The organism is Fusicatenibacter saccharivorans, assembly GCF_027667425.1.
GTDB classification, from domain to species: Bacteria; Bacillota; Clostridia; order Lachnospirales; family Lachnospiraceae; genus Fusicatenibacter; species Fusicatenibacter saccharivorans.
The window spans coordinates 489-25,041 of the sequence record NZ_JAQEGR010000016.1 but is presented as its reverse complement, the minus strand read 5'-3'; the positions used below and the strand labels follow the sequence as shown (position 1 = coordinate 25,041).

At 49.2% G+C, this 24,553-nt stretch carries 24 protein-coding genes and 2 pseudogenes; 23 read left to right on the top strand and 3 right to left on the bottom strand.

The genetic code is table 11. The features are described 5' to 3' along the window. The first annotated feature begins 19 nt into the window (after positions 1-19). From rnpM to PGS38_RS14105, 11 genes are all read left to right on the top strand, one after another. Positions 20-298 carry an RNase P modulator RnpM gene (gene rnpM, locus PGS38_RS14155; RefSeq protein ID WP_117804403.1) on the top strand — a complete coding sequence of 93 codons (279 nt, stop codon included), beginning with the start codon at positions 20-22 and terminating at the stop codon, positions 296-298. Then, entirely contained in the window at positions 282-593 is a 312-nt protein-coding gene (locus PGS38_RS14150) for a L7Ae/L30e/S12e/Gadd45 family ribosomal protein (RefSeq protein WP_055221524.1), read from the top strand. The genes rnpM and PGS38_RS14150 overlap by 17 nt, the downstream gene beginning before the upstream one ends. A 95-nt stretch (positions 594-688) precedes the next feature. Next, the gene (gene infB / locus PGS38_RS14145) at positions 689-3,298 is read left to right on the top strand and encodes a translation initiation factor IF-2 (protein ID WP_334291847.1); all 2,610 of its coding nucleotides are present in this window, start codon (positions 689-691) and stop codon (positions 3,296-3,298) included. A gap of 15 nt (positions 3,299-3,313) precedes the next feature. After that, positions 3,314-3,700: a 30S ribosome-binding factor RbfA gene (rbfA, locus tag PGS38_RS14140; RefSeq protein ID WP_022462931.1), complete on the top strand. Its 387-nt coding sequence runs from the start codon at positions 3,314-3,316 to the stop codon at positions 3,698-3,700. Continuing rightward, the gene (locus PGS38_RS14135) at positions 3,687-4,670 is read left to right on the top strand and encodes a DHH family phosphoesterase (protein WP_117804404.1); all 984 of its coding nucleotides are present in this window, start codon (positions 3,687-3,689) and stop codon (positions 4,668-4,670) included. The genes rbfA and PGS38_RS14135 overlap by 14 nt, the downstream gene beginning before the upstream one ends. 72 nt (positions 4,671-4,742) lie before the next feature. Continuing rightward, entirely contained in the window at positions 4,743-5,669 is a 927-nt protein-coding gene (gene truB, locus PGS38_RS14130) for a tRNA pseudouridine(55) synthase TruB (protein ID WP_117804405.1), read from the top strand. Beyond that, positions 5,666-6,601 carry a bifunctional riboflavin kinase/FAD synthetase gene (locus PGS38_RS14125; RefSeq protein ID WP_117760893.1) on the top strand — a complete coding sequence of 312 codons (936 nt, stop codon included), beginning with the start codon at positions 5,666-5,668 and terminating at the stop codon, positions 6,599-6,601. The genes truB and PGS38_RS14125 overlap by 4 nt, the downstream gene beginning before the upstream one ends. Before the next feature lie 286 nt (positions 6,602-6,887). After that, complete coding sequence (gene rpsO, locus PGS38_RS14120; protein WP_022462935.1) at positions 6,888-7,154, top strand: 30S ribosomal protein S15; 267 nt, start codon at positions 6,888-6,890, stop codon at positions 7,152-7,154. Positions 7,155-7,406: 252 nt separating this feature from the next. After that, positions 7,407-9,503, top strand: coding sequence for a polyribonucleotide nucleotidyltransferase (locus PGS38_RS14115; protein ID WP_117814395.1), 2,097 nt, complete (start codon positions 7,407-7,409; stop codon positions 9,501-9,503). 100 nt (positions 9,504-9,603) lie between these two features. Continuing rightward, positions 9,604-10,098 carry an anaerobic ribonucleoside-triphosphate reductase activating protein gene (gene nrdG, locus PGS38_RS14110; RefSeq protein WP_055228610.1) on the top strand — a complete coding sequence of 165 codons (495 nt, stop codon included), beginning with the start codon at positions 9,604-9,606 and terminating at the stop codon, positions 10,096-10,098. 27 nt (positions 10,099-10,125) lie between these two features. After that, positions 10,126-10,560 carry a dUTP diphosphatase gene (locus PGS38_RS14105; protein WP_022462938.1) on the top strand — a complete coding sequence of 145 codons (435 nt, stop codon included), beginning with the start codon at positions 10,126-10,128 and terminating at the stop codon, positions 10,558-10,560. A 139-nt stretch (positions 10,561-10,699) separates the two neighbouring features. On the opposite strand, the gene PGS38_RS14100 is transcribed toward PGS38_RS14105, so the two are convergent. Continuing rightward, positions 10,700-11,665, bottom strand: coding sequence for an NYN domain-containing protein (locus PGS38_RS14100; protein WP_270476385.1), 966 nt, complete (start codon positions 11,663-11,665; stop codon positions 10,700-10,702). 258 nt (positions 11,666-11,923) lie between these two features. Here PGS38_RS14100 and PGS38_RS14095 point away from each other — a divergent pair, with 258 nt between their 5' ends. Together PGS38_RS14095 and PGS38_RS14090 are read left to right on the top strand one after the other, a co-directional pair. Then, positions 11,924-12,133 carry a helix-turn-helix transcriptional regulator gene (locus PGS38_RS14095; protein ID WP_055228608.1) on the top strand — a complete coding sequence of 70 codons (210 nt, stop codon included), beginning with the start codon at positions 11,924-11,926 and terminating at the stop codon, positions 12,131-12,133. After that, entirely contained in the window at positions 12,130-12,921 is a 792-nt protein-coding gene (locus PGS38_RS14090; RefSeq protein ID WP_117509183.1) for a DUF3169 family protein, read from the top strand. Before PGS38_RS14095 ends, PGS38_RS14090 begins: the two co-directional genes overlap by 4 nt. Before the next feature lie 80 nt (positions 12,922-13,001). Here the strand turns inward: PGS38_RS14090 and PGS38_RS14085 are convergent, their stop codons facing one another. Beyond that, positions 13,002-14,372, bottom strand: coding sequence for an MATE family efflux transporter (locus PGS38_RS14085; protein ID WP_117760895.1), 1,371 nt, complete (start codon positions 14,370-14,372; stop codon positions 13,002-13,004). A 554-nt stretch (positions 14,373-14,926) separates the two neighbouring features. On the opposite strand from PGS38_RS14085, the gene PGS38_RS14075 reads away from it, so the two are divergent. The 5 genes from PGS38_RS14075 to PGS38_RS14055 all read left to right on the top strand — a co-directional run bounded on the left by PGS38_RS14075 (position 14,927) and on the right by PGS38_RS14055 (position 19,195). Next, the gene (locus PGS38_RS14075) at positions 14,927-15,331 is read left to right on the top strand and encodes an ATP-binding cassette domain-containing protein (protein WP_117760897.1); all 405 of its coding nucleotides are present in this window, start codon (positions 14,927-14,929) and stop codon (positions 15,329-15,331) included. A 154-nt stretch (positions 15,332-15,485) separates the two neighbouring features. Next, positions 15,486-15,938: a GtrA family protein gene (locus PGS38_RS14070; protein ID WP_117509180.1), complete on the top strand. Its 453-nt coding sequence runs from the start codon at positions 15,486-15,488 to the stop codon at positions 15,936-15,938. 76 nt (positions 15,939-16,014) lie between these two features. Then, positions 16,015-16,314 carry a DUF1294 domain-containing protein gene (locus PGS38_RS14065; protein ID WP_055228600.1) on the top strand — a complete coding sequence of 100 codons (300 nt, stop codon included), beginning with the start codon at positions 16,015-16,017 and terminating at the stop codon, positions 16,312-16,314. Between the two features lie 32 nt (positions 16,315-16,346). Next, on the top strand, positions 16,347-17,639 hold the full coding sequence (locus tag PGS38_RS14060) for a DNA polymerase Y family protein (protein ID WP_117760899.1): 1,293 nt from the start codon (positions 16,347-16,349) through the stop codon (positions 17,637-17,639). 197 nt (positions 17,640-17,836) lie between these two features. Continuing rightward, entirely contained in the window at positions 17,837-19,195 is a 1,359-nt protein-coding gene (locus tag PGS38_RS14055) for an MFS transporter (protein ID WP_117760901.1), read from the top strand. A 108-nt stretch (positions 19,196-19,303) separates the two neighbouring features. Here PGS38_RS14055 and PGS38_RS17850 read toward each other — a convergent pair. Next, a pseudogene (locus PGS38_RS17850) lies at positions 19,304-19,959 on the bottom strand (SulP family inorganic anion transporter); the annotation flags it as partial. Between the two features lie 240 nt (positions 19,960-20,199). On the opposite strand from PGS38_RS17850, the gene yfcC reads away from it, so the two are divergent. From yfcC to PGS38_RS14025, 5 genes and pseudogenes are all read left to right on the top strand, one after another. Continuing rightward, positions 20,200-21,720 (top strand): putative basic amino acid antiporter YfcC, encoded by a 1,521-nt coding sequence (yfcC, locus tag PGS38_RS14045; RefSeq protein WP_022462924.1) that lies wholly within the window; start codon positions 20,200-20,202, stop codon positions 21,718-21,720. Positions 21,721-21,735: 15 nt separating this feature from the next. Continuing rightward, positions 21,736-22,884 carry a beta-aspartyl-peptidase gene (iadA, locus tag PGS38_RS14040; RefSeq protein WP_117760903.1) on the top strand — a complete coding sequence of 383 codons (1,149 nt, stop codon included), beginning with the start codon at positions 21,736-21,738 and terminating at the stop codon, positions 22,882-22,884. A 152-nt stretch (positions 22,885-23,036) separates the two neighbouring features. Continuing rightward, the gene (locus PGS38_RS14035; protein WP_117760905.1) at positions 23,037-23,936 is read left to right on the top strand and encodes an endonuclease NucS domain-containing protein; all 900 of its coding nucleotides are present in this window, start codon (positions 23,037-23,039) and stop codon (positions 23,934-23,936) included. A gap of 90 nt (positions 23,937-24,026) precedes the next feature. Continuing rightward, positions 24,027-24,395, top strand: coding sequence for a hypothetical protein (locus PGS38_RS14030; protein WP_330411378.1), 369 nt, complete (start codon positions 24,027-24,029; stop codon positions 24,393-24,395). 92 nt (positions 24,396-24,487) lie between these two features. Beyond that, positions 24,488-24,553: pseudogene (locus tag PGS38_RS14025) on the top strand (IS200/IS605 family transposase); the annotation flags it as partial.

Below are 24,553 nucleotides of genomic sequence, written 5' to 3'. Positions count from 1 at the left end.
ACAAAGGCGGGATGAGCATTTGAGTACAGTTCGTAAAGTGCCGCTGCGTAAATGCATTGGCTGCAATGAAATGAAAAACAAAAAAGAAATGATCCGCGTGGTGAAAACCACCGAAGGAACGATTGTTCCGGACACAACCGGAAGAATGAACGGACGCGGTGCTTATGTCTGCTCTCTGGAATGTCTGGGGAATGCAATGAAAAACAAAGGACTTTCCCGTTCTCTGAAGGCAGAAATTCCATCAGAGGTTTATGAGCAGTTAAAGGAGGCATTTGCGAAGATTGAACAGTCAAAGTAAAGGATTATCCATGCTGGGCCTTGCCATGAAGGCGGGTAAGGTATCGAGCGGCGAATTTGCGACCGAGCAGGCCGTAAAGAGCGGCAGCGCATACCTTGTCATTCTGGCGGAAACGGCGTCGGCCAATACACAGAAGAAATTTCGCAATATGTGTGCATACTATAAAGTGCCATGCATTCTTTTTGGGGACAAAGAGCAGCTTGGAAGAGCCATCGGAAGAGAATACCGTTCTTCCCTTGCCGTATGTGAAGCGCATTTTGCAGAAAAAATAGCAGCATTGTTGGCAGAAGCGTAAGGCGTAAGGCCGGAAAGGTCGGTGGATGGATGCAGGAAACACGAAAACCGCAGAAAGAGGAGAAAAGATCATTGGAAAAGAAAGATACAGAAAATATGGAAATGAAGAAACCGGAAGAGCAGGCAAAACCGAAGAAAAAGAAAATTATTTCCGTTGTGCGTCCGCAGAACGCAACAAGTAAAGAAGCAAAAGAGTTCACAAAGAACCAGGGACAGAAAAAAGACCGTCCGTCCCGCGGAAACGGCCGTCCGGAAGGAAACCGCAATGGAAACGGAAGAAGCGAGGACCGTCCGAACCGTGGAAACGGAAACGGCGGAAATGGAGATCGTCCGAACCGCAATGGAGACCGTCCGCAGGGAGAGCGCCGTTTCAACAATAACGGAGACCGTCCGAACCGCAATGGAGACCGTCCGCAGGGAGAGCGCCGCTTCAACAATAACGGAGACCGCCCGAACCGCAGCGGAGACCGTCCGCAGGGAGAACGCCGCTTCGGCGGAAACAATGGAGACCGCCCGAACCGCAGCGGAGACCGTCCGGGAGGAGACCGCAATAACGGCGGAAGAAGTGGAAACGGTGAGAGAAGCGGAAGACCATTCGGTGAGCGTTCCGCACGTCCAAACGGAGGCAGACCGGGAAATAATGGCGGAAGACCGTTCGCAGGAAAGGATGATGATTCCCAGAATCAGAACCGCCGTCCGGGAGGAGACCGCCGCAGAACCGAGCATAAGAGCTCTGCAGGCGATACAATGAGCCTTGGCATCAAGAAGCCAGGCCGTGATACAGGAAGAAAAGAAAAAGACAAAAACAAAGATTCTTTAAGAGAAAATAAATTCAGTGAAGACAGAGGAAGAGGCGGAAACCGTCCGAACCAGGGACATCATCAGCAGTCCAGACTCCCGAAAGCGCTCCAGAAACCGGTCAACAAACCGAAACAGGAAGCACCGAAGGATGAGGTAAAGGAGATTACCCTGCCGGAGAAAATGACCATCCGCGAGCTGGCTGAGAAGATGAAAATGCAGCCGGCAGTCATCGTAAAGAAACTGTTCATGGAAGGAACGATGGTTACCGTAAACCATGAGATCGATTTCGAAAAAGCACAGGAAATCGCGCTTGATTATAACATCATCGCTGAGCCGGAAGAGAAAGTCGATGTGATCGAAGAGCTCTTAAAAGAGGACGAAGAGGATGAAAAAGACATGGTTCCGCGTCCGCCGGTAGTCTGCGTTATGGGACACGTTGACCACGGTAAAACATCTCTTCTGGACTGCATCCGGAACACCCATGTCACCGACCGCGAGGCTGGCGGTATTACCCAGCACATCGGTGCATACACCGTTTCGATCAACAAACAGAAGATTACGTTCCTCGATACCCCGGGACATGAGGCATTCACCGCTATGCGTATGCGTGGAGCCAATGCAACGGATATCGCCATTCTCGTTGTCGCAGCAGACGACGGTGTGATGCCGCAGACCGTTGAGGCAATCAACCATGCAAAAGCAGCCGGCGTTGAGATCATCGTTGCGATCAATAAGATCGATAAACCAGGCGCAAACGTAGAGCGTGTAAAACAGGAGCTCTCCGAGTACGAACTGATTCCGGAGGACTGGGGCGGAAGCACCGTATTCGTTCCGGTATCTGCAAAGAACAACGAAGGTATCGACGATCTGCTGGAGATGATCCTTCTGACTTCCGAAGTGCTCGAGCTGAAAGCAAACCCGAACCGGAAAGCAAGAGGTCTTGTCATCGAGGCTGAGCTGGATAAAGGAAAAGGACCGGTTGCTACCATTCTGGTACAGAAAGGTACCCTGCATGTCGGCGATTACATCGCAGCAGGCGCATGCTCCGGTAAAGTCCGTGCGATGATGGATGATAAGGGACGCCGCGTCAAAGAGGCAGGCCCGTCTACTCCGGTTGAGATTCTCGGACTTTCCGATGTTCCGAACGCAGGAGAGATCCTCGTTCAGACCGATAACGATAAAGAAGCAAAGAACTTCGCAGCAACCTTCGTGGCAGAGAACAAGAAGAACCTGCTTGAGGAGACAAAAGCGAAGATGTCCCTGGATGATCTGTTCAACCAGATTCAGGAGGGTAACTTAAAAGAACTGGCACTTGTTGTCAAAGCCGATGTACAGGGATCTGTCGAGGCAGTAAAACAGAGTCTTGTCAAACTCTCCAACGAGGAAGTTGCCGTACGCGTCATCCACGGCGGTGTCGGTGCGATCAACGAGTCCGACGTTATGCTGGCAACCGCATCTTCCGCCATCATTATCGGATTTAACGTACGCCCGGATGCGAACGCAAAATCCATGGCAGAGCAGAACGGCGTAGACATCCGTCTGTACCGTGTCATCTACCAGGCAATTGAGGATGTTGAGGCAGCCATGAAGGGTATGCTTGAGCCGGTTTACGAAGAGAAAGTTATCGGCCATGCCGAGGTACGTCAGCTCTTCAAGGCATCCGGTGTCGGAACGATCGCCGGAAGCTATGTACTGGACGGAACGTTCCAGAGAGGCTGCAAAGTTCGAATCAGCCGCGAAGGAAACCAGATCTTCGAAGGAAATCTGGCATCCCTCAAACGTTTCAAAGACGATGTCAAAGAAGTGCGCTCCGGCTATGAGTGCGGTCTTGTATTTGAAGGATTCAACGATCTTCAGGAGTTCGATCAGGTCGAGGCTTATATCATGGTAGAAGTGCCGAGATAGAAATGAGGAATTAAGTTGAGAAAAAACAGTATTAAAAACACCAGGATCAACGGGGAAGTACAGAAAGAGCTTTCCAACATCATCCGGAACGAGATCAAGGATCCGCGCATCGGAATGATGACCTCTGTCACAGCGGCAGAGGTAGCGCCGGATCTGAAGACGTGTAAAGTATATATCAGTGTGTTTGGCGATGATGAGGCGAAGAAAGAAACCATCCGCGGCTTAAAGAGCGCGGAGGGCTTCATCCGCCGTATGCTGGCCAAGACCATTAACCTCCGCAATACACCGGAGCTGACCTTTGTCCTGGATGAGTCGATTGAATATGGCGTTACGATGTCGAAACTGATTGATGAAGTAACACACAAAGAAGACAAAAAGGATGAGGAAAATGAAGAAAATTGATGAAATTCTAAACGGAGTCTCCTGCATGGCCATCGCCGGACACGTTCGTCCGGACGGTGACTGCATCGGTTCCTGCCTGGGATTATACCAGTATCTTCGCGACAATCGGCCGGAGATTCAGGCAGATGTCTATCTTGAGGATCCACGGCCGGAATTTTCCTATCTTCCGGGTTTTTCTGAGGTAAAGACAAGCTGTGAAGAGAAAGCGTACGACCTTGTGGTCCTTCTGGATGTATCCAGCGAGGAGCGCATCGGCGTTGCCGCACCGCTTCTTGCAAAAGCGGGAAAGACGATCTGCATCGATCACCATGTGACGAATACAGAATATTGCGAAATCAATCACGTAGAGCCGGATGCAAGCTCTGCCTGCGAGGTGCTGTTTGGGCTTCTGGAGGAAGAAAAGATCTCCGAGCCGTGCGCCGAGGCGCTGTACACCGGTATTGTGACCGATTCCGGCGTATTCCAGTACAGCAGCACCTCTCCGCACACGATGCGGGTTGCGGCCGCTCTGATGGAAAAGGGAGTTCCGTTTACCAGAATCATCGAGGATGCATTCTTCAAGAAAACATACGTACAGAACCAGATTATGGGACGCACGCTGACAGAGAGCATCATGCTTCTCGACAAGCAGTGTATTGTCGGTATCGTGCGGAAGAAGATCATGGACTTCTATGGCCTGACATCGGGAGATATGGACGGCATTGTCAGCCAGTTAAAAAATACAGAAGGCGTTCACGTAGCGATCTTCCTGTATGAGCTGGAGCCGCAGGTCTTCAAAGTAAGCCTCCGCTCCGACGAGCTGGTTGATGTGAGCAAAATCGCAGCCGTATTCGGCGGCGGCGGCCATATCCGTGCGGCTGGCTGCACGATGTCAGGTTCTCCGTATGATGTAATCAACAATCTGACTCTGTATATCGAAAAACAGCTTCTTGCAGAAGAGGAAGAAGAGACGACAGAGGAAGAAGCATAAACAGGAAACAGCCGGGCGCAGAAAATATATCCACGCCCGGTTTTCTTGTGAAAAAGAGGGAGACAAAACAACATGATAAACGGAGTTCTGAACGTATGGAAAGAGGCGGGATTTACGTCGCATGACGTGGTTGCGAAGCTGCGCGGCATCCTGCACCAGAAAAAAATCGGCCACACCGGAACCCTAGACCCGGATGCGACGGGCGTGCTTCCGGTCTGCCTTGGAAAGGGAACGCGTCTCTGCGATATGCTGACCGATGAAACGAAGACGTATGAAGCGCTGCTTCACCTTGGAATCGCAACGGATACGCAGGACATGAGCGGAACCGTGACAGCAGAAGCGCCAGTGACCGTGACGGAAGAAGAGGTGCGGGACTGCATCGCCTCGTTTGTCGGGGAGCAGCAGCAGGTGCCGCCGATGTATTCCGCGCTGAAGGTTAATGGAAAGAAACTCTACGAGCTGGCGCGGGAAGGCATCGAGATCGAGCGGAAGGCCCGCACGGTGCACTTTTACGAGATCAGCATTCTGGAAATGAAGCTTCCGCTGGTGCGCATGGAGGTAACGTGTTCGAAGGGAACGTATATCCGCACCCTGTGCCACGATATCGGCGAAAAACTGGGCTGCCACGGATGTATGGAGCAGCTGATCCGCACGAGAGTCGGCCAGTTTGACCGAAACGGAGCGCACACGCTTGACGAGATCGCAGCGATTGTCGGTGAGGGCCGCCTTTCGGAGATCCTCGTGCCGGTCGATGAAATGTTTGCCGCGCTGCGCAGCTTTGCGACAGCGGACGATCATGCGAAAAAGCTTGCGGAAAACGGAAATCCGCTGAAACCGGCGCAGATCCGCGAAATCGGGGAAACTGCTTCCGGCGGGGACTTCGCAGAAGACGAGGAGTTCCGCCTTTATCTCGATGGCGGAACGTTTGTCGGTATTTATCAATACAGACCATCACAAAACTTAACCAGACCGGTCAAGTTATTTCTGGAGAGAACATGAGATATCTAACAAAAACACTGGATTTTGACAGCAGAGGGGACAGCGTTGTAACCCTGGGAAAATTTGACGGCCTCCACCGGGGGCATATGCTTCTGATCCGTCGTGTCCTTGCAATCGGCAGAACGGAAGGACTGGAAACGGTTGTGTTTACGTTTGACGTGCCGCCGCAGTCGAAAGTGCAGCATGTCAAGCCGCATCAGCTGCTGACGAATGAGGAGAGAAGAGCCCGCCTCGAACAGCTTGGCATGGACTGCCTTGTGGAATGCCCGTTTGTGGATGAAGTGATGCACATGACGCCGGAAGCCTTTATCAAAGAGATTCTGGTGGATAAGCTGCACGCGAAAAAAGTTGTTGTGGGAAAGGATTTCGGTTTTGGCTACAAGAGAAGCGGCACAGCCGAAATGCTGAAAGAAATGGGCCCGTCCCTTGGTTTTGAAACCGAGATCATCGAAAAAGCAGAGGAAAACGGCCGCGAGATCAGCAGCACCTGGGCACGGGAAGAGCTGGAACAGGGCAATATGGAAGCCGTGAGCGGTCTGCTCGGCTACGATTACGCGGTTCACGGCGAGATTGTCCACGGTCATGCACTCGGCAGAACGATCGGCGTGCCGACCATCAATCAGATCCCGCCGGCAGAAAAGCTGCTTCCGCCGTTCGGCGTCTACGTTTCCGAGGTGAAAATCGAAGGAAAAATTTATTACGGTATCACAAACATCGGTGTTAAGCCGACGGTACAGGAAAAATTTACCGGCGTGGAGACGAATCTTTTTGACTGCAGCGAGGATCTCTATGGAAAACAGGCGGAGGTTTCTCTGTTAAAATTTCTGCGCCCGGAGCAGAAATTTGTTTCGATCGACGCGCTGAAAAACCAGCTCGATCATGATGTTGCGGCAGGAAAAAAATATGTAGAAAAAAAGTTCGCTCAGCAGTGAAACACTCGCTGTTTCGCTGCGTAAGAAAGTGATTCAGGTGTGAGCAGCTCTCCTTTTGCGAAGCAAAACTTAAAATGAGAGCTGCGAAAGTTACAGTTCGGAGAACTGTAACTACGTGAAAATTCATCGCGAAAACATCTGATTTTAGTATTTACAATTCGAAAAGCGTATGCTATACTAATCGAGTATGCGGGACAAAAAAGATCCCCGGACCCTGATTCAGAGGCAGGACACTCCGACCACTTCTTAGTCAGCGGTGCAATCAAAATAACAGGAGGAATTTAAAATGATTTCGAAAGAAAAAAAACAGGCAATCATCAAAGAGTATGCAAGAACTGAGGGAGATACAGGATCACCGGAAGTACAGGTAGCTGTTCTTACCGCAAGAATCGAGGAGCTCACTGAGCATCTGAAAGTTCACCACAAAGATCATCACTCCAGAAGAGGTCTTCTGAAAATGGTTGGTCAGAGACGTGGTCTGCTTGACTACTTAAAGAAAACTGATATTGAAAGATACCGTGCTTTAATCGAGAAGTTAGGAATCAGAAAATAATCAGCTTGGAACAACGGGCGGGATACATTTTCCGCCCGTTTCTTTGCTTGTAAGATCAAAGACGCAAACGACATGGAGCCATTCTGAGCTGCATTGCATCCGTAAGAAGCTGCCAGTGGCAGGTTCTGGAGGTGCAGGAATTTTATCCGAGACCACTGAAAAACACATTGAAAAGCTGCATCCTGTCCGTATTCCGGTGTGCTTTTCAGTTGTTTCGGAAATTCTGCTCAGAAGAAAAAAAGGAGATTATTTATGTACAAGAGTTTTTCTATGGAACTGGCAGGCAGAACCCTGACCGTAGACGTAGGCCGTGTAGCAAAACAGGCAAACGGCGCAGCATTTATGCATTATGGCGATACTGTAGTTCTTTCTACAGCAACCGCATCTGAGAAACCGCGTGACGGCATCGACTTCTTCCCATTAAGTGTTGAGTACGAAGAGAAGATGTACGCCGTTGGAAAAATCCCGGGCGGATTCAACAAAAGAGAAGGAAAAGCAAGCGAGCACGCAATTCTGACCAGCCGTGTCATTGACCGTCCGATGCGTCCGCTGTTCCCAAAAGATTACCGCAACGATGTTACCTTAAACAACATGGTAATGTCCGTAGATCCGGAGTGTGATCCGGAAGTAGTCGCAATGCTGGGTTCCGCAATCGCAACCTGCATTTCCGACATCCCGTTTGACGGTCCGTGTGCCATGACTCAGATCGGTATGATCGACGGCGAGTTCATCGTAAACCCGACTCTCGCACAGAAAGCCGTATCCGACCTGAAACTGACCGTAGCTTCCACCAGAGAGAAAGTCATCATGATCGAAGCCGGAGCAAAAGAGATTCCGGAAGCAAAAATGATCGACGCCATCTACAAAGCACACGAAGTAAACCAGGAAATCATCAAATTCATCGACAGCATCGTAGCAGAGGTTGGAAAACCGAAACACGCTTATGAGAGCTGCGCTATTCCGGAAGAGCTGTTTGCAGCGATCAAAGAGATCGTTCCTCCGGCAGAGATGGAAGAGGCTGTTTTCAGCGATGACAAACAGACAAGAGAAGAAAACATCCGCGTCATCACCGAGAAACTCGAGGAGGCATTTGCCGACAACGAAGAGTGGCTGGCAGTATTAGGCGAGGCTGTTTACCAGTATCAGAAAAAGACCGTTCGTAAGATGATCTTAAAAGACCACAAACGTCCGGACGGCCGTGCGATCACAGAAATCCGTCCTCTGGCTGCAGAGGTTGACATTATCCCGCGTGTTCATGGTTCCGCTATGTTCACCCGTGGACAGACTCAGATCTGCAACGTAACAACACTGGCTCCGCTTTCCGAAGCACAGAAACTGGACGGACTGGATGAGTTCGAGACCTCCAAACGTTACATGCATCAGTACAACTTCCCGTCCTACTCTGTAGGTGAGACAAAACCGTCCCGCGGACCGGGACGCCGTGAGATCGGCCATGGTGCTCTGGCAGAACGTGCCCTGGTTCCGGTACTTCCGACCGAGGAAGAGTTCCCGTACGCAATCCGTACCGTATCCGAGACCTTCGAGTCTAACGGTTCTACTTCCCAGGCAAGTATCTGTGCATCCACCATGTCTCTGATGGCTGCCGGTGTACCGATCAAAAAACCGGTTGCAGGTATCTCCTGCGGTCTGGTAACAGGCGAGACCGATGATGATTACCTCGTACTGACCGATATCCAGGGTCTCGAAGACTTCTTCGGCGACATGGACTTTAAGGTAGCTGGTACCCACGACGGAATCACTGCAATCCAGATGGATATCAAGATCCATGGACTGACCCGTCAGATCGTAGAAGAGGCGATTGCCAGAACGAAACAGGCAAGAGAGTACATCCTGACTGAGGTTATGGAGAAAGCGATCGCAGAGCCGCGTAAGACGGTCGGCGAGTTCGCTCCGAAGATCATCCAGATGATGATCGACCCGCAGAAGATCGGTGAAGTTGTCGGCCAGAGAGGAAAGACCATCAACGCCATCATCGATGAGACCGGCGTAAAGATCGACATCACAGACGACGGTGCAGTTTCCATCTGCGGAACCGAGCAGGCTATGATGGATCAGGCAAAGAAATATATCGAGATCATCACAAGCGACTTTACCGAGGGACAGATCCTGACCGGAAAAGTTGTCAGCATCAAAGACTTCGGTGCTTTCCTTGAGTTTGCACCTGGAAAAGAAGGTCTGGTACACATCTCCAAGCTCGCCAAACAGCGTGTTGAGAAAGTAGAAGACGTTGTCAGCCTTGGCGATGTTGTAAAAGTAGTCTGCATGGGCAAAGATAAAATGGGCCGTGTAAGCTTCAGTATCAAGGATGTTCCGGCAGACGCGAAATAAATAGATCTGCCAGACGATAAAGAGCGGGGAACACAGAAAAAGGGATCTGCAAAACGGTTCGTTTTTCTGTGTTTTCTTATGTCCAATAGGAGTGAAAGCTATGAGATACCATAATATAACGAAAGACGATATGCTGAACGGAGACGGCCTGCGCGTCGTGCTCTGGGTCGCCGGATGCGGTCATCACTGTAAGGGATGTCAGAATCCGATTACCTGGGATCCAAATGGCGGCATCCCGTTTGATGACGCGGCAAAGGCAGAAATTTTTGAACAGCTGGACAAGGACTACATTTCCGGCATCACCTTCTCCGGCGGAGATCCGCTGTATGAGGCAAACCGGGCGGATGTGACGGCTCTGGCAAAAGAGATCAAGGAAAGATATCCGAAAAAAGATATCTGGGTTTACACCGGATATGAGTGGGAATCCGTCTGTGATCTGGAACTGATGGATTACACGGACGTGGTTGTGGACGGTCGCTTTATTCTTGCCCAGAGGGACGTTACCCTGGAATGGAAGGGCAGCCCGAATCAGAGAGTCATTGATGTGAAAAAGACGAGAGCACGCGGCGAAGTCGTACTGTTCGGCGAAAAGTAGTCACGCAAAAAGAAAAGGAGACGCTTTATGGAAACCATTAAAATTCAGTATTTAAACGATGAAATTGAGCGCCTGCGCTATATCGACGGAAAGTCCGACTGGATCGACCTGCGCGCGGCAGAGGAAGTGGAGTTAAAGGCCGGAGAATTTAAGCTGATTCACCTCGGCGTTGCGATGCAGCTGCCGGAAGGCTATGAGGCGCATATTGTGCCGAGAAGCAGCACCTTCAAGAACTTCGGCATTATCCAGACGAACCACTGCGGAATCATCGACGAGAGCTACTGCGGACCGAACGACTGGTTCTACATGCCGGCGTACGCCCTGCGCGACACCGTGATTCATGTGAATGACCGCATCTGCCAGTTCCGCATCGAGAAACACCAGCCGACCATCGGCTTTGAAGAAGTTGACCACTTAAACGGCGAGGACCGCGGCGGAATCGGAAGTACCGGAAAAAGATAACAACAGACGAAATAAAAAGAGCCTCCGGGTGTCAGAAAATCTGACATTTCCGGGGGCTTTTTGTTGCGGGCACACCAAACATGTACATGGTATATCAAACACGATCCGGATCCGGCGAATCTGGTTTATGTTTTGAATGCTATTGTTTCATCTGTACCGTATTGTTTATGATTTTGAATTTTTTGAAACTGTTGATAAAACTTGAAATCCTGCTATACCCATACTGCTTCACATCGAAGCCCGGGAAACGGTTCCGCAGGGCATCGTGAATAATGCTGAGGTTGTCGATATGGCCTCCGTTGGAGCAGATCAGATCCGTGATACATTTTTCGATCTGCTGGCGCGATACGGTGTTCTGGCGTTCCTTTACGAGGTAATTATGACCGGTTTTCAGCACTTCGATATCGTTCATGCTTTCTAGAAACGTGGAAAGTTTGGAATAACCGTAATTTCGAACGTCAAACTCTGAGAATTTCTTCTGCAGGATACTGCCGATCTCACTAAGTGTCGTATTTTTTCCGTGATCATTGTTCTCTGTCAGTACACGGGAAACCGTCCGTTCGATTTCTGCCTTGCTTGTAATGGAAGGGGGTTCGTCCTGAGAAGTGCCGTAGCGCGCCGGATTTTCCGAGACAGCGGTAATCGCAGGGGAGATATCGTCCTCGTTCTGGGAAATGATTTCGAGAATTTTAAAGGCATCGCACGCAACGCGGAAGGAAGAAGGGGTTTTCTGCTCGCCCATGCCGAGCACAAACATGCCGGATTCACGCAGACGCTGCGCCAGCTTGGTAAAATCAGAGTCCGAAGAAACCAGGCAGAAGCCCTCCACATTTCCGGAGTAGAGGATGTCCATGGCATCGATGATCATTGCGGAGTCGGTTGAGTTCTTTCCGTTCGTATTGCTATACTGCTGGATCGGGTTGATTGAGTAGCGTAAGAGCTGCTCCTTCCAGCTTTTCTTCGAGATATCGGTCCAGTCCCCGTAGATTCTCTTGTAAGTAGCGACGCCCTGGTCCGAAACCTCGTCCAGGATATATTTGATGTATTTCGGGGAAACATTGTCCGCATCGATCAATACGGCAAACCGGCTGTCTTTCTGTTCCATAGATTCTGTCCTTTCTGCGGCTTGAATAGTTACGAAAATAGATACCTCTAGTTTAGTACATTTCAGCCCACAAATCAACTGGGAGTTTAACCGAATCAAGTAAGTCCCCTGCTTCCATTGCGAATATCTGCTTGACAATGACAAAAAAACTTGTCAAAACTATTGACAAATAAAGTTGTCAATAGTAGAGTAGTAGATGACAAGAAAAGTTGTCAAATAGAGAGCTCATCTAAAAATAAAGTGAAAGGAGATACTGCGATGCCGCTGTACAATCAGTTAAAAGAGTACCGTTCGAAGCTTGGCATCAACCAAACCGACCTTGGAAAAATGGCGGGAGTATCGAGACAGACCATCAGCCTGATTGAGCGGGGAGACTATTCACCGTCGGTGACACTGGCATTAAAACTTGCAAAAATCTGTGAAGTAAAAGTAGAAGATATTTTTCAATATGAGGAGGATGAACCATGAAAGAAAAACAGGGGAACAAACCAAATTCCTACGGAAAGCTGACGAAGCGGATGCTGATTTATCTGGGAATCGGCGGAGTCTGCGGTTTTTTTGTCGGAATTTTTATGACGTTCGGTGTGAAAAATGGCATGAGTGATCTGAGCGATCTGGTCCGCCCGCTGGCACTGCCGATCATTGCGGTAATTTTCGTTGTAAGCATTGTCCTGATGGAATTTTACAGCCGGAAATTAAAGGATACGATGAAGCATCTCGAAGAAGCAGAGGATGAACAGTACGAAGTCTTAAGCTATGAAGAAGAGAAATACGGCGCGATGCTGATGAACTGCAATGTGATTTCGCAGGTCTGCGATATCATCGTGCTGACATTTACCTTTTCCCGTTCTTGGCTGGAAGAAGCATCGGGAAAAGAGCTCGCCGGATTCCTGGCAACCTGTGCTCTGTTTTGTATCAACTTCTTTCTCTATGGCTATTATCAGATGCGTTATGTAAAAATGGTTCAGGCAGCTCACCCGGAGAAGAGAGGCGATATGAACTCAAAAAACTTCCAGAAAGACTGGATGGCAAGTTGCGATGAGGCAGAAAAAGAGATGGTATATCAGAGTGCCTATAAGGCCTATATGGCGCTGGGCAAGATGATTCAGATCCTGCTGTGTGCGACGATGATCCTGCATCTGGTGTTCCATACCGGTATTCTCGCAGTCATTGTCGTGGGCGTCATTTATCTGACGATGACACTCACATATCATCGTTCCTGTGTAAGTCTGCAGAAAGCAAAACTGAATCTGTAATCCTGTAAATACAAAAAACTGCGTGGAATGCATTTCAGAATCGTGCATTCCGCGCAGTTTTGCGTTTGGTATGAAAAATGTCAGCTGATCGGAGCCGTCGGTATCTTTGAATTATACTTTTTGTCGATATCCTTCATGACAAACAGATACGAAACACCGGTAAAGACAGCTGCCGTCACCCAGGCTGCCGGGTCACAGAAGCAGGCGAGCGGATAGCTGATGACTTTTATGGCAATCACAGCTACAATAAGGCGCGCAAAGAGTTCAGAAACACCGCCCATCATAGGTAGAAAGCCGTAGCCGCAACCCTGCATTGCATTTCGGAAAATAAAGATGGTGCAGAGCGGTACATAAAAAAGAGCACACATATAGGAATAAGTCTTTGCCCATGGCATCATGGCGGCCATATCGACATCACCCGAGAAGAAGAGGGAAAGACATGGCTTCAGAAGAAGGAAGACGAGAACAGCGGCTGCGATCGAATATGTGATGGAAGTCAGAAGTGCAGCGCGAACTCCCTTTTTAATCCGTGGAATATCGCCCTTTCCGAAATTTTGCCCGCTGTAGGTTGCCATCGTCTGTCCCATTGCGGAAAAGCCCTGTGTGACCAGATTCTGCAGCTTACAGGCCGCCGTAAAAGCGGCAACTGCCTCCGAGCCGAACAGGTTAATGGCAGCCTGCATAATCATTGTACCGGATGCGGTGATGGCAAACTGGAGTGCCATCGGAATGCCCATCGAGAGCTGATGGCGGGAATCTGCCGCATGAAGCTTCCAGTGGTGTTTTTCCGGCCACATATCCGGCATGGAGCGATAAATATAAAAAAGACAGAGCACAGCAGAAATTCCCTGGGAGAAAACGGTTGCATATCCGGCTCCCGCAACGCCCATTTTAAAACGAATGATGAGAAGCAGATCCAGAAGAACATTTAATACAGCCGAAAAAATCAGGAACATCAGCGGAGTCTGGCTGTTTCCTACTGCACGCAGATAGGAGGAAAGCAGATTGTAAAAAATCGTAGCGATCAGGCCACCGCAGATAATCATAATATAGGTATAAGCGTCCTGAAAAATATTTTCCGGTGTGTTCATGAGATGCAGCAATGGCCGCATGGAGATCATGCTGAAGAATGTCAGGACAACTGTGAAAAGGAGAGCCAGTAGAATGCCGTTTGCCACACTTCGCTTTACTCCGCGCGTATCCTTTGCACCGAACCGTTGCGATGTCAGAACCGTAAAGCCTGCTGTGATGCCCTGCGCAAATCCAAGCACCAGGAACATAATCGTTCCCGTAGAACCAACTGCAGCCAGTGCATCCGCTCCGACATATCGGCCAACGATAATCGTGTCTGCCATGTTGTAGAGCTGCTGGAAAATATTTCCGATAATCAGCGGCAGCGTAAACTGCAGAATGACCGGAAGCGGACTTCCCTTTGTCATGTCTTTTTCCATGAGAAAACCTCCTCGAAATGATGGTAAAATAAGTTTTATCTTCGCTTAAAACGAAAGTTATTTTATCACATTCTGAAGAGGTTGTCATATCCTTATTTTGACATTTTTTCTGCGAAATTTGACGAAGGGAAAAGTGAACGACTTGAATAGACAGTTATAAAAATTTGTCATATGCAGACTTTATTTTTTCCGCCATTTGCTGCAGCCTTTGCGCGCGTAGACCGAAAATACGAACTGCAAGATCACCGCAGGAAAGTATAGTTGCGCCGCCGTCAATTTTCGGATCGGAGGCAAGAAATTCCCGGATTTCATCCAGAAGGGTATCTGCGTGCTCCGATCGTGAGAGAAAGAGATTTACGTCTCGAGTCCCTGCGAGTGTGAATACGTACCGATTGGAAATAAAGCATCGTTGATCTGAAGAAGATAAAAATTAAGTTCGGACATAAAAAGTCTCCTGAAAATCATAAGATACGGAATGAGCCTGCCCGCGAAAAGAGGTCGGCCCATTCTTCCGAAGGTACGGACAAAAACCGCATCAGTGATGATGGTTGTGGATGGATGCGGAAATCCGCTGGTCAAAATCGAGCTTTTTCACCTCTTTTTCTTCACCGGGCTCAAAACGGACCGAAGTTCCGGAGGGAAGAATCACCGGACTTATCGGAAAAAACGGAGCAGGAAAGAGCACGGCGATCCGCCTGATGCTCGGCCTTGTAAAAGCGGAGAGCGGAACGATCGAACTCTTTGGAAAACCGATCACAGAGATCACACTGCAGGACCTGCAGAAAATCGGTGTATCGCTGGCAGAGTCGGGCTTCAACGGGCAGTTTACGATCGCGGAGCTGCTTGGCACCATCACGGGAAACGTTCCTGGACAGGCGGGAATTTTTGCGGTAAGCATCGCAGTTGTGCTGATTTCGTATGGGATCAGTGTAAGATTTATGGAGAAACGGGAGATTTAGAGAAATTCAAAGACGCCGGATTTCATGTTTGTATGTGAAATCCGGCGTTTTTGACGTGAGGAAAAACAATACGGAAACTTGAAAAAACTGCCGTGATATGGTATTCTCATAGAGTCGTTGACTCGAAAATAATAGAAGAAACAAGAGGAAAAACATGAAGAAATTATTTGCACAGATTGTGAAATTCGGTATCGTCGGCGTTATCAGCTTCGGCATCGACTACGTGACCGGTCTTATTGTCCTGAATCTTGTGATGGCGCTGACTTCCAGCTCTTACTTTGAAGCGGCATCCCTCATCGGTTCCGTTGCCGGATTTACCGTATCGGTCATTGCAAATTACATTTTAAGCTTCAAATTTGTCTTTGAGCGGAAAGAAGAAATGAACAAAAAAGTCGAGTTCATCACCTTTGTCGTCCTTTCCCTGATCGGCATGCTGCTCAACAGTTTCCTGATCTGGATCGTCGTAGGCCCGATCTACGGCGGTAATGTTGCACTGCAGCAGAACATAGGCCATAACCTGATCTACACAATCGCGAAAGTATTCGCGACGGCGATTGTTATGGTATACAATTTTGTGACCAGAAAAATATTTCTGGAGAAAAAGTAATTTTGAAAAGAGTTTGAAAAAGGCAGCGCAGAAAAACGCTGCCTTTTTTGAAAAAAGAAAGGCTGGTGCGTAAAAAATGGAACATTCGATCTTACAGACAGTATTGTGGAGTTACCTGATTTGTATTAATATCATTACCATAGCAGTCTATGGAATCGACAAACGAAGTGCGGTGCGGGGAAAATGGAGAATCCGCGTTTCCACCTTGCTTGGACTTGCGGCAGCCGGCGGCTCGGTGGGAGCCTTGCTGGGCATGCACCTGTTTCATCACAAGACAAGAAAAAAGAAATTCACGATTGGAGTCCCGCTGATGCTGGCGGCGCAGATCCTTCTTCTTTTCTTTCTGGCAAAAGCAGGTCTGCTGTTTTTTGCATAGAGAGCAGCAGAATTTGAAAGAGGGTTAAAAAAATGAGAGAAGAACAAACGAAGGCGACAACAGAACGCCTGATTTTTCACGTAGATGTCAACAGCGCCTTTTTATCCTGGGAGTCGGTGCGGCGGATCAAAGAGGGACTGCCGGATCTGCGGGACATTCCTGCCTGTATCGGCGGCGATCCGACGAAGCGGACAGGAATCGTTGTGGCAAAGTCGATCCCGGCGAAAAAATGCGGTGTCCAGACCGGTGAACCTGTGGCAATGGCACTGCGGAAATGTCCGAACATGGTCATTGTCCCGAGTGATTTCGACCTCTACGTCAGGTGTTCCCGTGCCTTCAAGAAAATCTGCGCCGCCTACACCCCGGTCATGGAATCCTTTTCGATCGATGAGGTATTCCTCGATATGACGGGAACTTCCCTTCTGTATCCGGACCCGATTGCGGCGGCGCACGAAATCAAGGACCGGATTTACGAGGAGCTTGGATTTACCGTCAATATTGGAATCTCCACAAATAAACTCCTGGCCAAAATGGCATCTGATTTCGAAAAACCAAACAAAGTACACACTCTGTTCCCAGAAGAAATCCCCGAAAAAATGTGGCCGCTTCCGGTACGCGAGCTGTTGTTCCTCGGAAAAGCATCCGAAAAGAAACTGATCGAGGCCGGAATCCGCACAATCGGAGACTTGGCGCATGCGCGCGAAGCGGATATCCAGACGCTGATCGGCAAGAAAAACGGCCATCAGCTCTACCAGTACGCCCGCGGCATCGATGATTCCCCTGTAAAAGCGCAGCCCGATGAGGCCAAAGGCTTCAGCGCCGAGACGACCTTCAACGAGGACATCATCTCCATCGAACAGGTGAATCCGATCCTTCTCGCCCAGTGCGACATCGTAGCCGCCCGCATGCGTCGGAAAAAGAAAAAATGCACCTCCGTTTCCGTAACGTTTCGCACTCTCGAGTTTCGAAACCGTTCACACCAGACCAAACTCCCCAATGCGACAGATGTGACAGATGAAATCTACCGCTGCGCCAAACAGCTCTTCCGCGAATCCTGGAAAGGCGAGCCCCTCCGCCTGATCGGCGTCGCCGTGACCGGTCTTACCGAAGACGATTTCGAACAGCTCTCCCTCTTCGAAGATCCCGAAAAGAAGGAGAAAAGCCGTAAACTCGATGCCGCCCTCGACGCGATCCGCCAGAAATACGGCAACGACAAAGTCACCCGCGCGAGCATCCTGAACGGCACACAGGGGATTGCGAGAAAAGCGAAGGCAGAGATGAAAAATGATGCGGAAAGCTGCGAGCTGAGAAATCAGCATAGTTGATTTCCCCTGGTGAGTGGAAGAAATTCTGCGAACCTTGGAAAGCTGATAATCATCTGTGCGAGGTATCTATCCCCAACCGGGAGATTGCTGCAGGAAGGGGTTACGGAAGTCATCAAACTTGGAATCGCCTTTTCTGGAAAAAATGTAAAAATTTGGACGGTATAAAAACAGGAGAAGACAAAACAGGGGGAAGCAAAATGAAAAAATTAACAACGGTAAAGATATGGCAGTTCGCAGCAGGCCAGTTTGGATGGGCGCTGCTGTCTGGTATCATATCGAACTGGCTGGTGTACTTTTATCAGCCGGATGAAACCGCAATCAGCCAGGGACAGACGGTATTCATACCGCAGGGTCTGGTGATTTTCGGGGTTTTTACCATCATTGGAGGGATCACAGCCTTCGGAAGAATTTTTGATGCATTCACTGATCCGATGATTGCGTCCTGGTCAGATCGGTGCACTTCAAAAAACGGACGGCGGATCCCGTTCTTAAAAGGCGCGTCCCTGCCGCTGGCACTTTCCACCGTGCTGGTGTTCTGGTCACCGGTGAATGAAAACAGCTGGATCAATGCGGCATTCTTGTTTGGTATGATTCTGGCATATTACCTTTCGATCACGGCATACTGTACTCCGTACAATGCCCTGATTCCGGAACTGGGCCATACACAGCAGGAACGCCTGAATATATCCACCATCATTTCTTTCACCTTTATTGCAGGAACCGCTGTGGCCTATCTGGCACCGGCGATCTGGGGTACGCTGATTCCTTCCTTCGGAAGAGTAAATGCAATCAGGATCACTTTCACAGCCATGGCAGCGGCAGCATTCGTATGCATGCTTGTGCCGGTATTCTGCATCCGGGAAAAAGATTACGTAGATACCGTTCCCTCGAAGGATTCGGCTTTTCGTTCCCTTACAGCAACCTTTCGGAATGGAGAATTCCGGAAATTTGTAGGATCTGATATCTTTTACTGGATCGCCCTCACCATGTTCCAGACGGGCCTTCCGTTTTTCGTTACCAGTCTGCTGAAACTCCCGGAGACAATGACAACACTGTATTTTGTGGGAATGACCGCACTGTCGCTTGTCTTTTACGTTCCGGTCAACAAGCTGACACCGAAACTGGGCAAGAAAAAGATGATTCTGTTTGCATTTGCTGTTTTCAGCCTTGCATATTTTTACACAGGTTTTATGGGAAACATCCCATTCATCCCGGAAACCGTACAGGGTCTGATTCTGACAGTCGTGGCAGCACTTCCCATGGCGATTTTCGGTATTCTGCCGCAGGCAGTTGTCGCGGATATCGCACAGAGCGATGCAGTTACCTCAGGAAGCAGCCGAGAGGGAATGTTCTACGCAGCCCGGACCTTCGCTTTCAAGCTGGGCCAGAGCCTTTCCATGCTGATTTTTACCGCAGTCTCCACCATCGGAGCGGGAACTGGAACCGGCTACCGGATTGCCGCATTCGGTGCAGCTGTATTCTGCGGCGCAGGCGGACTGATACTGATGTTTTACGATGAGAAAAAGATTAACTGCGTGATCAACGGAAAAGCATAGGTCAGTACTCAGCACGGCGGCCTTTTTTATGTGTAGAAGCTATTCGGCATAAAGGAGAAAGGATCACAGGTGATACAGACCAGATGCTGCGGCAGCTGCAGTTTCACATTATCTCGAAATCAGCTCCTCCGCATGCTTTAACGCATCCGAAATATTCGAACAGAAATTTTCTTCCCCGACAAGATCCACAAAGCCGGATTTTTTCATCACCTTCATCGGCTGCTCATTCACATGAGAGAAGACGAGGGTGATCCCTTTCGATTCGCAGAGCTTCGTCAGATTCTGTAGTGCATTCATGGCTGTACTGTCGATCGCCGGTACGCTCCGCATCCGGAGAACGAGACATTTTGTGAAATCCTTTACCACGATGTGCTCAATCGCATCCGCCGCGCCAAAGAAGAGCGGTCCTGTGATCTCGTATACACGGACTTCCAGCGGCAGCTTCTGCAGATGTTCATCCACCGCCGGGGAATCATCGTCCACATAGACCCAGCTGTCGGCGTGCGTCCGCCGTTTTTGATATTTGCCGCCGTTCTGGCAATCACTCCCGTAGCCGGAATACCGCCGAAAAGCGCAGAAGCAATATTTCCGGCACCCTGTGCAATCAGCTCTGTATCCGAACGATGCTTGCTGTTGATCATGCCGTCCGCAACAACACAGGAGAGAAGCGACTCAATCGCCGCAAGCACCGCGATCGTAAACGCATTTGGAATCGCCGACTGAATCAGTTTCATGTCAAAAACCGGCAGATGAAGCGCCGGAAGCAAGAACCTTTCAAGTATAGCATAAGAGACGGGAAGCAGGAAACCTTAAAAGGAATTGTTTACCTTTCTATACAATCATGTTATGCATGACATTGCACACAGCCGGCAGAAAAATCCGAATGGAAAATTTTTCTGTCACTTTTTTGATTTTTTCAGTGACTTTCCTCTATGATCTATGGTACACTAATCCAAGCGCGTTAAAAACGAGAATAGAATATCAAATGGAGGAAATCTCAAAATATGAGCAAAAAGAAAGGCGAAGGCCTGAAATCATTCAACAGGGGATTTAACGTGCCGGATACCTACATTATCATCTTTTTTGTGGTGGTTATCGCGGCCGTCATGACCTTCCTCGTCCCGAAAGGCTATTACGAGACGGAGGATGTCACGTACCTGATGAACGGGGTAGAAAAGACCCGTACCGTCATCAAAGACGGAAGCTTCCAGTATCTGACCGATGCTGCCGGAAAACCGGTCACAGAAGGCGTTGCACTGTTCAGCGGCGACGGCGGAACCGGATTTTTCAATTACATGTATAACGGAATTATCAGCAGCTCCGCTATCGAAATCATCGCATTTCTGATGGTAGTCGGCGGTGCTTTCGGCATCATGATCCGCACCGGAGCCGTTGAAGCCGGTCTGATCGGCCTGATCCGTAAAGCAAAAGGAGCCGAAAAACTGCTGATCCCGGTCCTTTTCGTCCTGTTTTCCCTCGGCGGAGCCGTGTTCGGAATGGGAGAAGAGGCCCTTCCGTTCACCATGATCCTCTGCCCGCTGTTCGTCGCTGTCGGATACGACACGGTCATTGCCGTGCTTGTCACGTACGTCGCAACACAGATCGGCTTCGGATCCTCCTGGATGAACCCGTTCTCTGTCGGAATCGCACAGGGAATCGCCGGCGTTGACGTCTTCTCCGGCGCAGGTTTCCGTATGGTGATGTGGGTGGTGTTCACCGCTCTTGGCTGCGGCATGACCATGTTCTATGCAGCAAAAGTAAAAAAGACCCCGGAAATCTCCGTTGCTTACGAAAGTGACCAGTATTTCCGTGATCAGAACGAAAAAACAGGCATCGACGAGGGCCATTCCTTCGGCATCGGCCATATCCTAGTTCTGGTGACACTGGCTGTTACCGTTGTCTGGGTTATCTGGGGCGTTATGGCAAAAGGTTATTACATGGCCGAAATCGCAACCCAGTTCTTCATCATGGGAATTGTGGCAGGTGTGATCGGTGTCATTTTCCATCTGAATGACATGAAAGTGAACGACATTGCCGTTTCCTTCAAAGACGGCGCAAAAGACCTGATCGGCGCAGCACTCGTTGTTGCGATGGCACAGGGCATCATGCAGGTGCTCGGCGGTTCCGATCCGACCACACCGACCGTTATCAACACCATTATGTACGGCATCTCACAGGCACTGGCCGGTCTTTCCGGTGCAGCCGCAGCCGTGCTGATGTACGTGTTCCAGTCGGTCTTCAACTTTTTCGTCGTGTCCGGCTCCGGCCAGGCGGCGATCACCATGCCGATCATGGCACCGCTCGCGGACCTTCTCGGCGTATCCCGCCAGACATCCGTCCTTGCGTTCCAGCTCGGTGATGCTTTCACAAACCTGATCGTCCCGACCTCCGGCTGCCTGATCGGCTCCCTGGCGATTGCAAAAATCGAGTGGTCGAACTGGATCAAATTCATGTGGAAATTCTTAGGGATACTGATGATTGGAGCAGTCATTACGATTCTGATTGCGGTTGCCATTGGATTTTAAGAGGAGTGAGAGAAAATGATATTATTTCAGAACATAGACGTCTATGCGCCGGAATACCTCGGAAGAAAAGACGTTCTTACTGTGTATGATAAAATTGTCAAGATCGCAGATGCCGGCACGATAACGGCAGACGGCCTGCTCTTTGGCGCGGAGACCGTAGACGGAACCGGACTTGTCCTGACACCTGGCTTTGTCGACTGCCATGTTCACGTGCTCGGCGGAGGCGGCGAGGGCGGCTTTGCCAACCGCACCCCGGAGGCGACGATGGAAGGCCTGAACAAGTTCGGTGTGACAACCGTTGTCGGCTGCCTCGGAACTGACGGCATTGGCCGTGACATGTGCGCGCTCGTGGCAAAAACAAAAGGCCTCCGGGAGCAGGGCATGTCCGCCTGGTGCTACACCGGCAGCTATCAGGTTCCGGTGCGTACACTGACGGATGGAATTACGAAAGATATCATGATGATCGAAGAAATCATCGGAACCGGCGAAATCGCCATCTCGGACCACCGATCCTCACAGCCGACCTTCGAAGAATTCGCCCGACTGGCAGCAGACACGCGCCTCGGCGGTGTTCTTTCCGGGAAAGCGGGAGTGATCAATGTCCACCTTGGCGACGGTGCAAGATGTATGGAGCTGATCGAACGCGTCATCAGCGAAACCGAAATCCCGGCCAGCCAGTTCCTCCCGACCCATGTCAACCGGAATGAGAAGCTGTTCCAGAAGGCAATTGAATACGCCGTAAAGGGCGGTGCGGTCGATTTCACCGGAAATGAAGAGATCGATTACTGGGAAACTGTCTGTGATGAAGTCCGCGTGTGCAAAGGAATCCGCCGCATGCTGGATGCAGGCGTGAATCCGAAACACATCACCATCTCATCCGACGGTCAGGGCAGTCTGCCGATCTTTAATGAGAAGGGAGAATTCCTGCGGATGGGCATGGGCCAGTCGAGCTGTTTGCTGAAAGAAGTAAAAGAATGCGTGGAGAAAGCGGGAATTCCGCTGGAAACCGCAATTTCGACGATTACGGCAAACCCGGCAGAGATCCTGTCACTGAAAGGAAAAGGAAAAATCCAGGAAGGGTTTGATGCAGATCTTTGCGTACTGGATCAGGGACTGGAGATTCAGGAAGTCGTTGCACGGGGGAAGACGGTGTATCGGAAATAGCATATTGGTAATATTGGGAAAAGGTCACAGCTTTGCGGAGCTGCGGCCTTTTTTGATGGGAATGCCTGCGGAAAGAATGTTTTACAATAGTATTTTGTAAGAAGGTACGATATAATGAACATATATCTTGCGACAGGGAAGGAGAAACTGCAGTGTCGGAAATAAAACTTTTTGAGGTCGGAACGGTTGTGAAAGAGCGCACCTCTTCCACGGTAGTATTGGAGAAACAACTGCAAACAACGATAGAGCAGAACATGGAGACATTTTTCGGCGTTCGTTTTCTGAAAAGTGAATATATGATCACATCCGGAAGAATGGACAGCATCGGAATTGATGAAAATAATAGCCCAGTGATTTTTGAGTATAAGAGAAGCTCGAGCGAGAACGTAATTAATCAGGGATTATTCTATCTGGATTGGCTTTTGGATCACAAAGCGGATTTCAAACTGCTTGTGATTGAAAAACTGGGTATGGAAGTAGCAGACCAGATTGATTGGTCGGTGCCTTGTGTGATTTGTATTGCAAGTGATTTTACGAAATACGACGTGCATGCAGTGAATCAGATGCAGAGGAATATCAAGTTGGTGAAATATCGGAAATATGGGGAAGATCTGTTGCTGTTTGAACATCTGAACACACCGGTGGCAAAGCCAGTAACGGAAACATCAACCATTTCAACAACAAGTAGTACATACACACAGAAAACACATTTAGAGAAGCTGTCATCAGCAAGCAGCCATTTCAAAACATTATATACGGCGCTTTGTGACTACATCGAATCGCTAGGAGACGATCTTGTTCCAAACCAATTGAAGCTGTATTTGGCCTATAAGAAAGTGCAGAACATTTTCTGCATTGAAATTTATAACAAACAGATCCTGCTCCGAATGAAACTCGACCCGGACACTGTTGAACTGGAAGAAGGATTCACAAGAGATACCCGCGGGATTGGACATTACGGAACGGGGGAGCTGGAAGTGTCAATCAAGACGGCAGAAGACTTTCAGAAGGCAAAGAAGCTGATTGATCGGGCGTATCAGGAGACGTTATAAAGCATGGTAAAAACTGGAAAATGATGAAAAAATTTGAATTGTAAAGTCAAATACGTTACAATTTAAAGTTAGAACAGAGAGGATGAAACGGTGAAAGAAGAAATAATACAAAACATAAATCAAGGGTTGGAAGCAGCCTATATCAATGGAAATCTTGCTTCAAATCTGGAATATAAACCGAGTTTTATATCAAACAATCCAGAAGAGGGTAAAAAAGTTATTTCTTCTATTGAAGAAGAGCTACTTCGCTGTGAACAATTCCAGATTAGTGTGGCATTTATCACAATGGGAGGAATTACGCCCCTCCTGCAGACGTTAAAAGAACTCGAGCGAAAGAGAATCCCGGGGCAAATTCTTACAACGAACTACTTAGATTTTAGTGAGCCAAGAGCGTTGGCAAAACTGAATGAATTGAATGAAAAGTCTAATCCCCCAGCTATGCTGGGGAGAATAGAGTAGTCGGAAGTGGTGAGGATAACAAAATAAAGCCTCCTGTGATAGAATGAGAATGGTGTCGCAAGCCAAACTCAAAATCAAAGGAGGCGGTCCAAATGGACAATAAAAGTTTATCACATACTCGTTGGAAATGCCAGTATCACATTGTGTTTATTCCTAAA

Coding starts and splice junctions, on each gene's coding strand:
- PGS38_RS14105 (WP_022462938.1), top strand. CDS start 10,126: ATGGAAACCATTAAAATTCAGTATTTAAACGATGAAATTGAGCGCCTG.
- PGS38_RS14090 (WP_117509183.1), top strand. CDS start 12,130: ATGAAAGAAAAACAGGGGAACAAACCAAATTCCTACGGAAAGCTGACG.
- PGS38_RS14075 (WP_117760897.1), top strand. CDS start 14,927: ATGGATGCGGAAATCCGCTGGTCAAAATCGAGCTTTTTCACCTCTTTT.
- nrdG (WP_055228610.1), top strand. CDS start 9,604: ATGAGATACCATAATATAACGAAAGACGATATGCTGAACGGAGACGGC.
- iadA (WP_117760903.1), top strand. CDS start 21,736: ATGATATTATTTCAGAACATAGACGTCTATGCGCCGGAATACCTCGGA.
- yfcC (WP_022462924.1), top strand. CDS start 20,200: ATGAGCAAAAAGAAAGGCGAAGGCCTGAAATCATTCAACAGGGGATTT.
- PGS38_RS14100 (WP_270476385.1), bottom strand. CDS start 11,665: ATGGAACAGAAAGACAGCCGGTTTGCCGTATTGATCGATGCGGACAAT.
- PGS38_RS14115 (WP_117814395.1), top strand. CDS start 7,407: ATGTACAAGAGTTTTTCTATGGAACTGGCAGGCAGAACCCTGACCGTA.
- PGS38_RS14065 (WP_055228600.1), top strand. CDS start 16,015: ATGGAACATTCGATCTTACAGACAGTATTGTGGAGTTACCTGATTTGT.
- PGS38_RS14055 (WP_117760901.1), top strand. CDS start 17,837: ATGAAAAAATTAACAACGGTAAAGATATGGCAGTTCGCAGCAGGCCAG.
- PGS38_RS14125 (WP_117760893.1), top strand. CDS start 5,666: ATGAGATATCTAACAAAAACACTGGATTTTGACAGCAGAGGGGACAGC.
- PGS38_RS14095 (WP_055228608.1), top strand. CDS start 11,924: ATGCCGCTGTACAATCAGTTAAAAGAGTACCGTTCGAAGCTTGGCATC.
- rpsO (WP_022462935.1), top strand. CDS start 6,888: ATGATTTCGAAAGAAAAAAAACAGGCAATCATCAAAGAGTATGCAAGA.
- infB (WP_334291847.1), top strand. CDS start 689: ATGGAAATGAAGAAACCGGAAGAGCAGGCAAAACCGAAGAAAAAGAAA.
- truB (WP_117804405.1), top strand. CDS start 4,743: ATGATAAACGGAGTTCTGAACGTATGGAAAGAGGCGGGATTTACGTCG.
- PGS38_RS14085 (WP_117760895.1), bottom strand. CDS start 14,372: ATGGAAAAAGACATGACAAAGGGAAGTCCGCTTCCGGTCATTCTGCAG.
- PGS38_RS14060 (WP_117760899.1), top strand. CDS start 16,347: ATGAGAGAAGAACAAACGAAGGCGACAACAGAACGCCTGATTTTTCAC.
- PGS38_RS14070 (WP_117509180.1), top strand. CDS start 15,486: ATGAAGAAATTATTTGCACAGATTGTGAAATTCGGTATCGTCGGCGTT.
- PGS38_RS14135 (WP_117804404.1), top strand. CDS start 3,687: ATGAAGAAAATTGATGAAATTCTAAACGGAGTCTCCTGCATGGCCATC.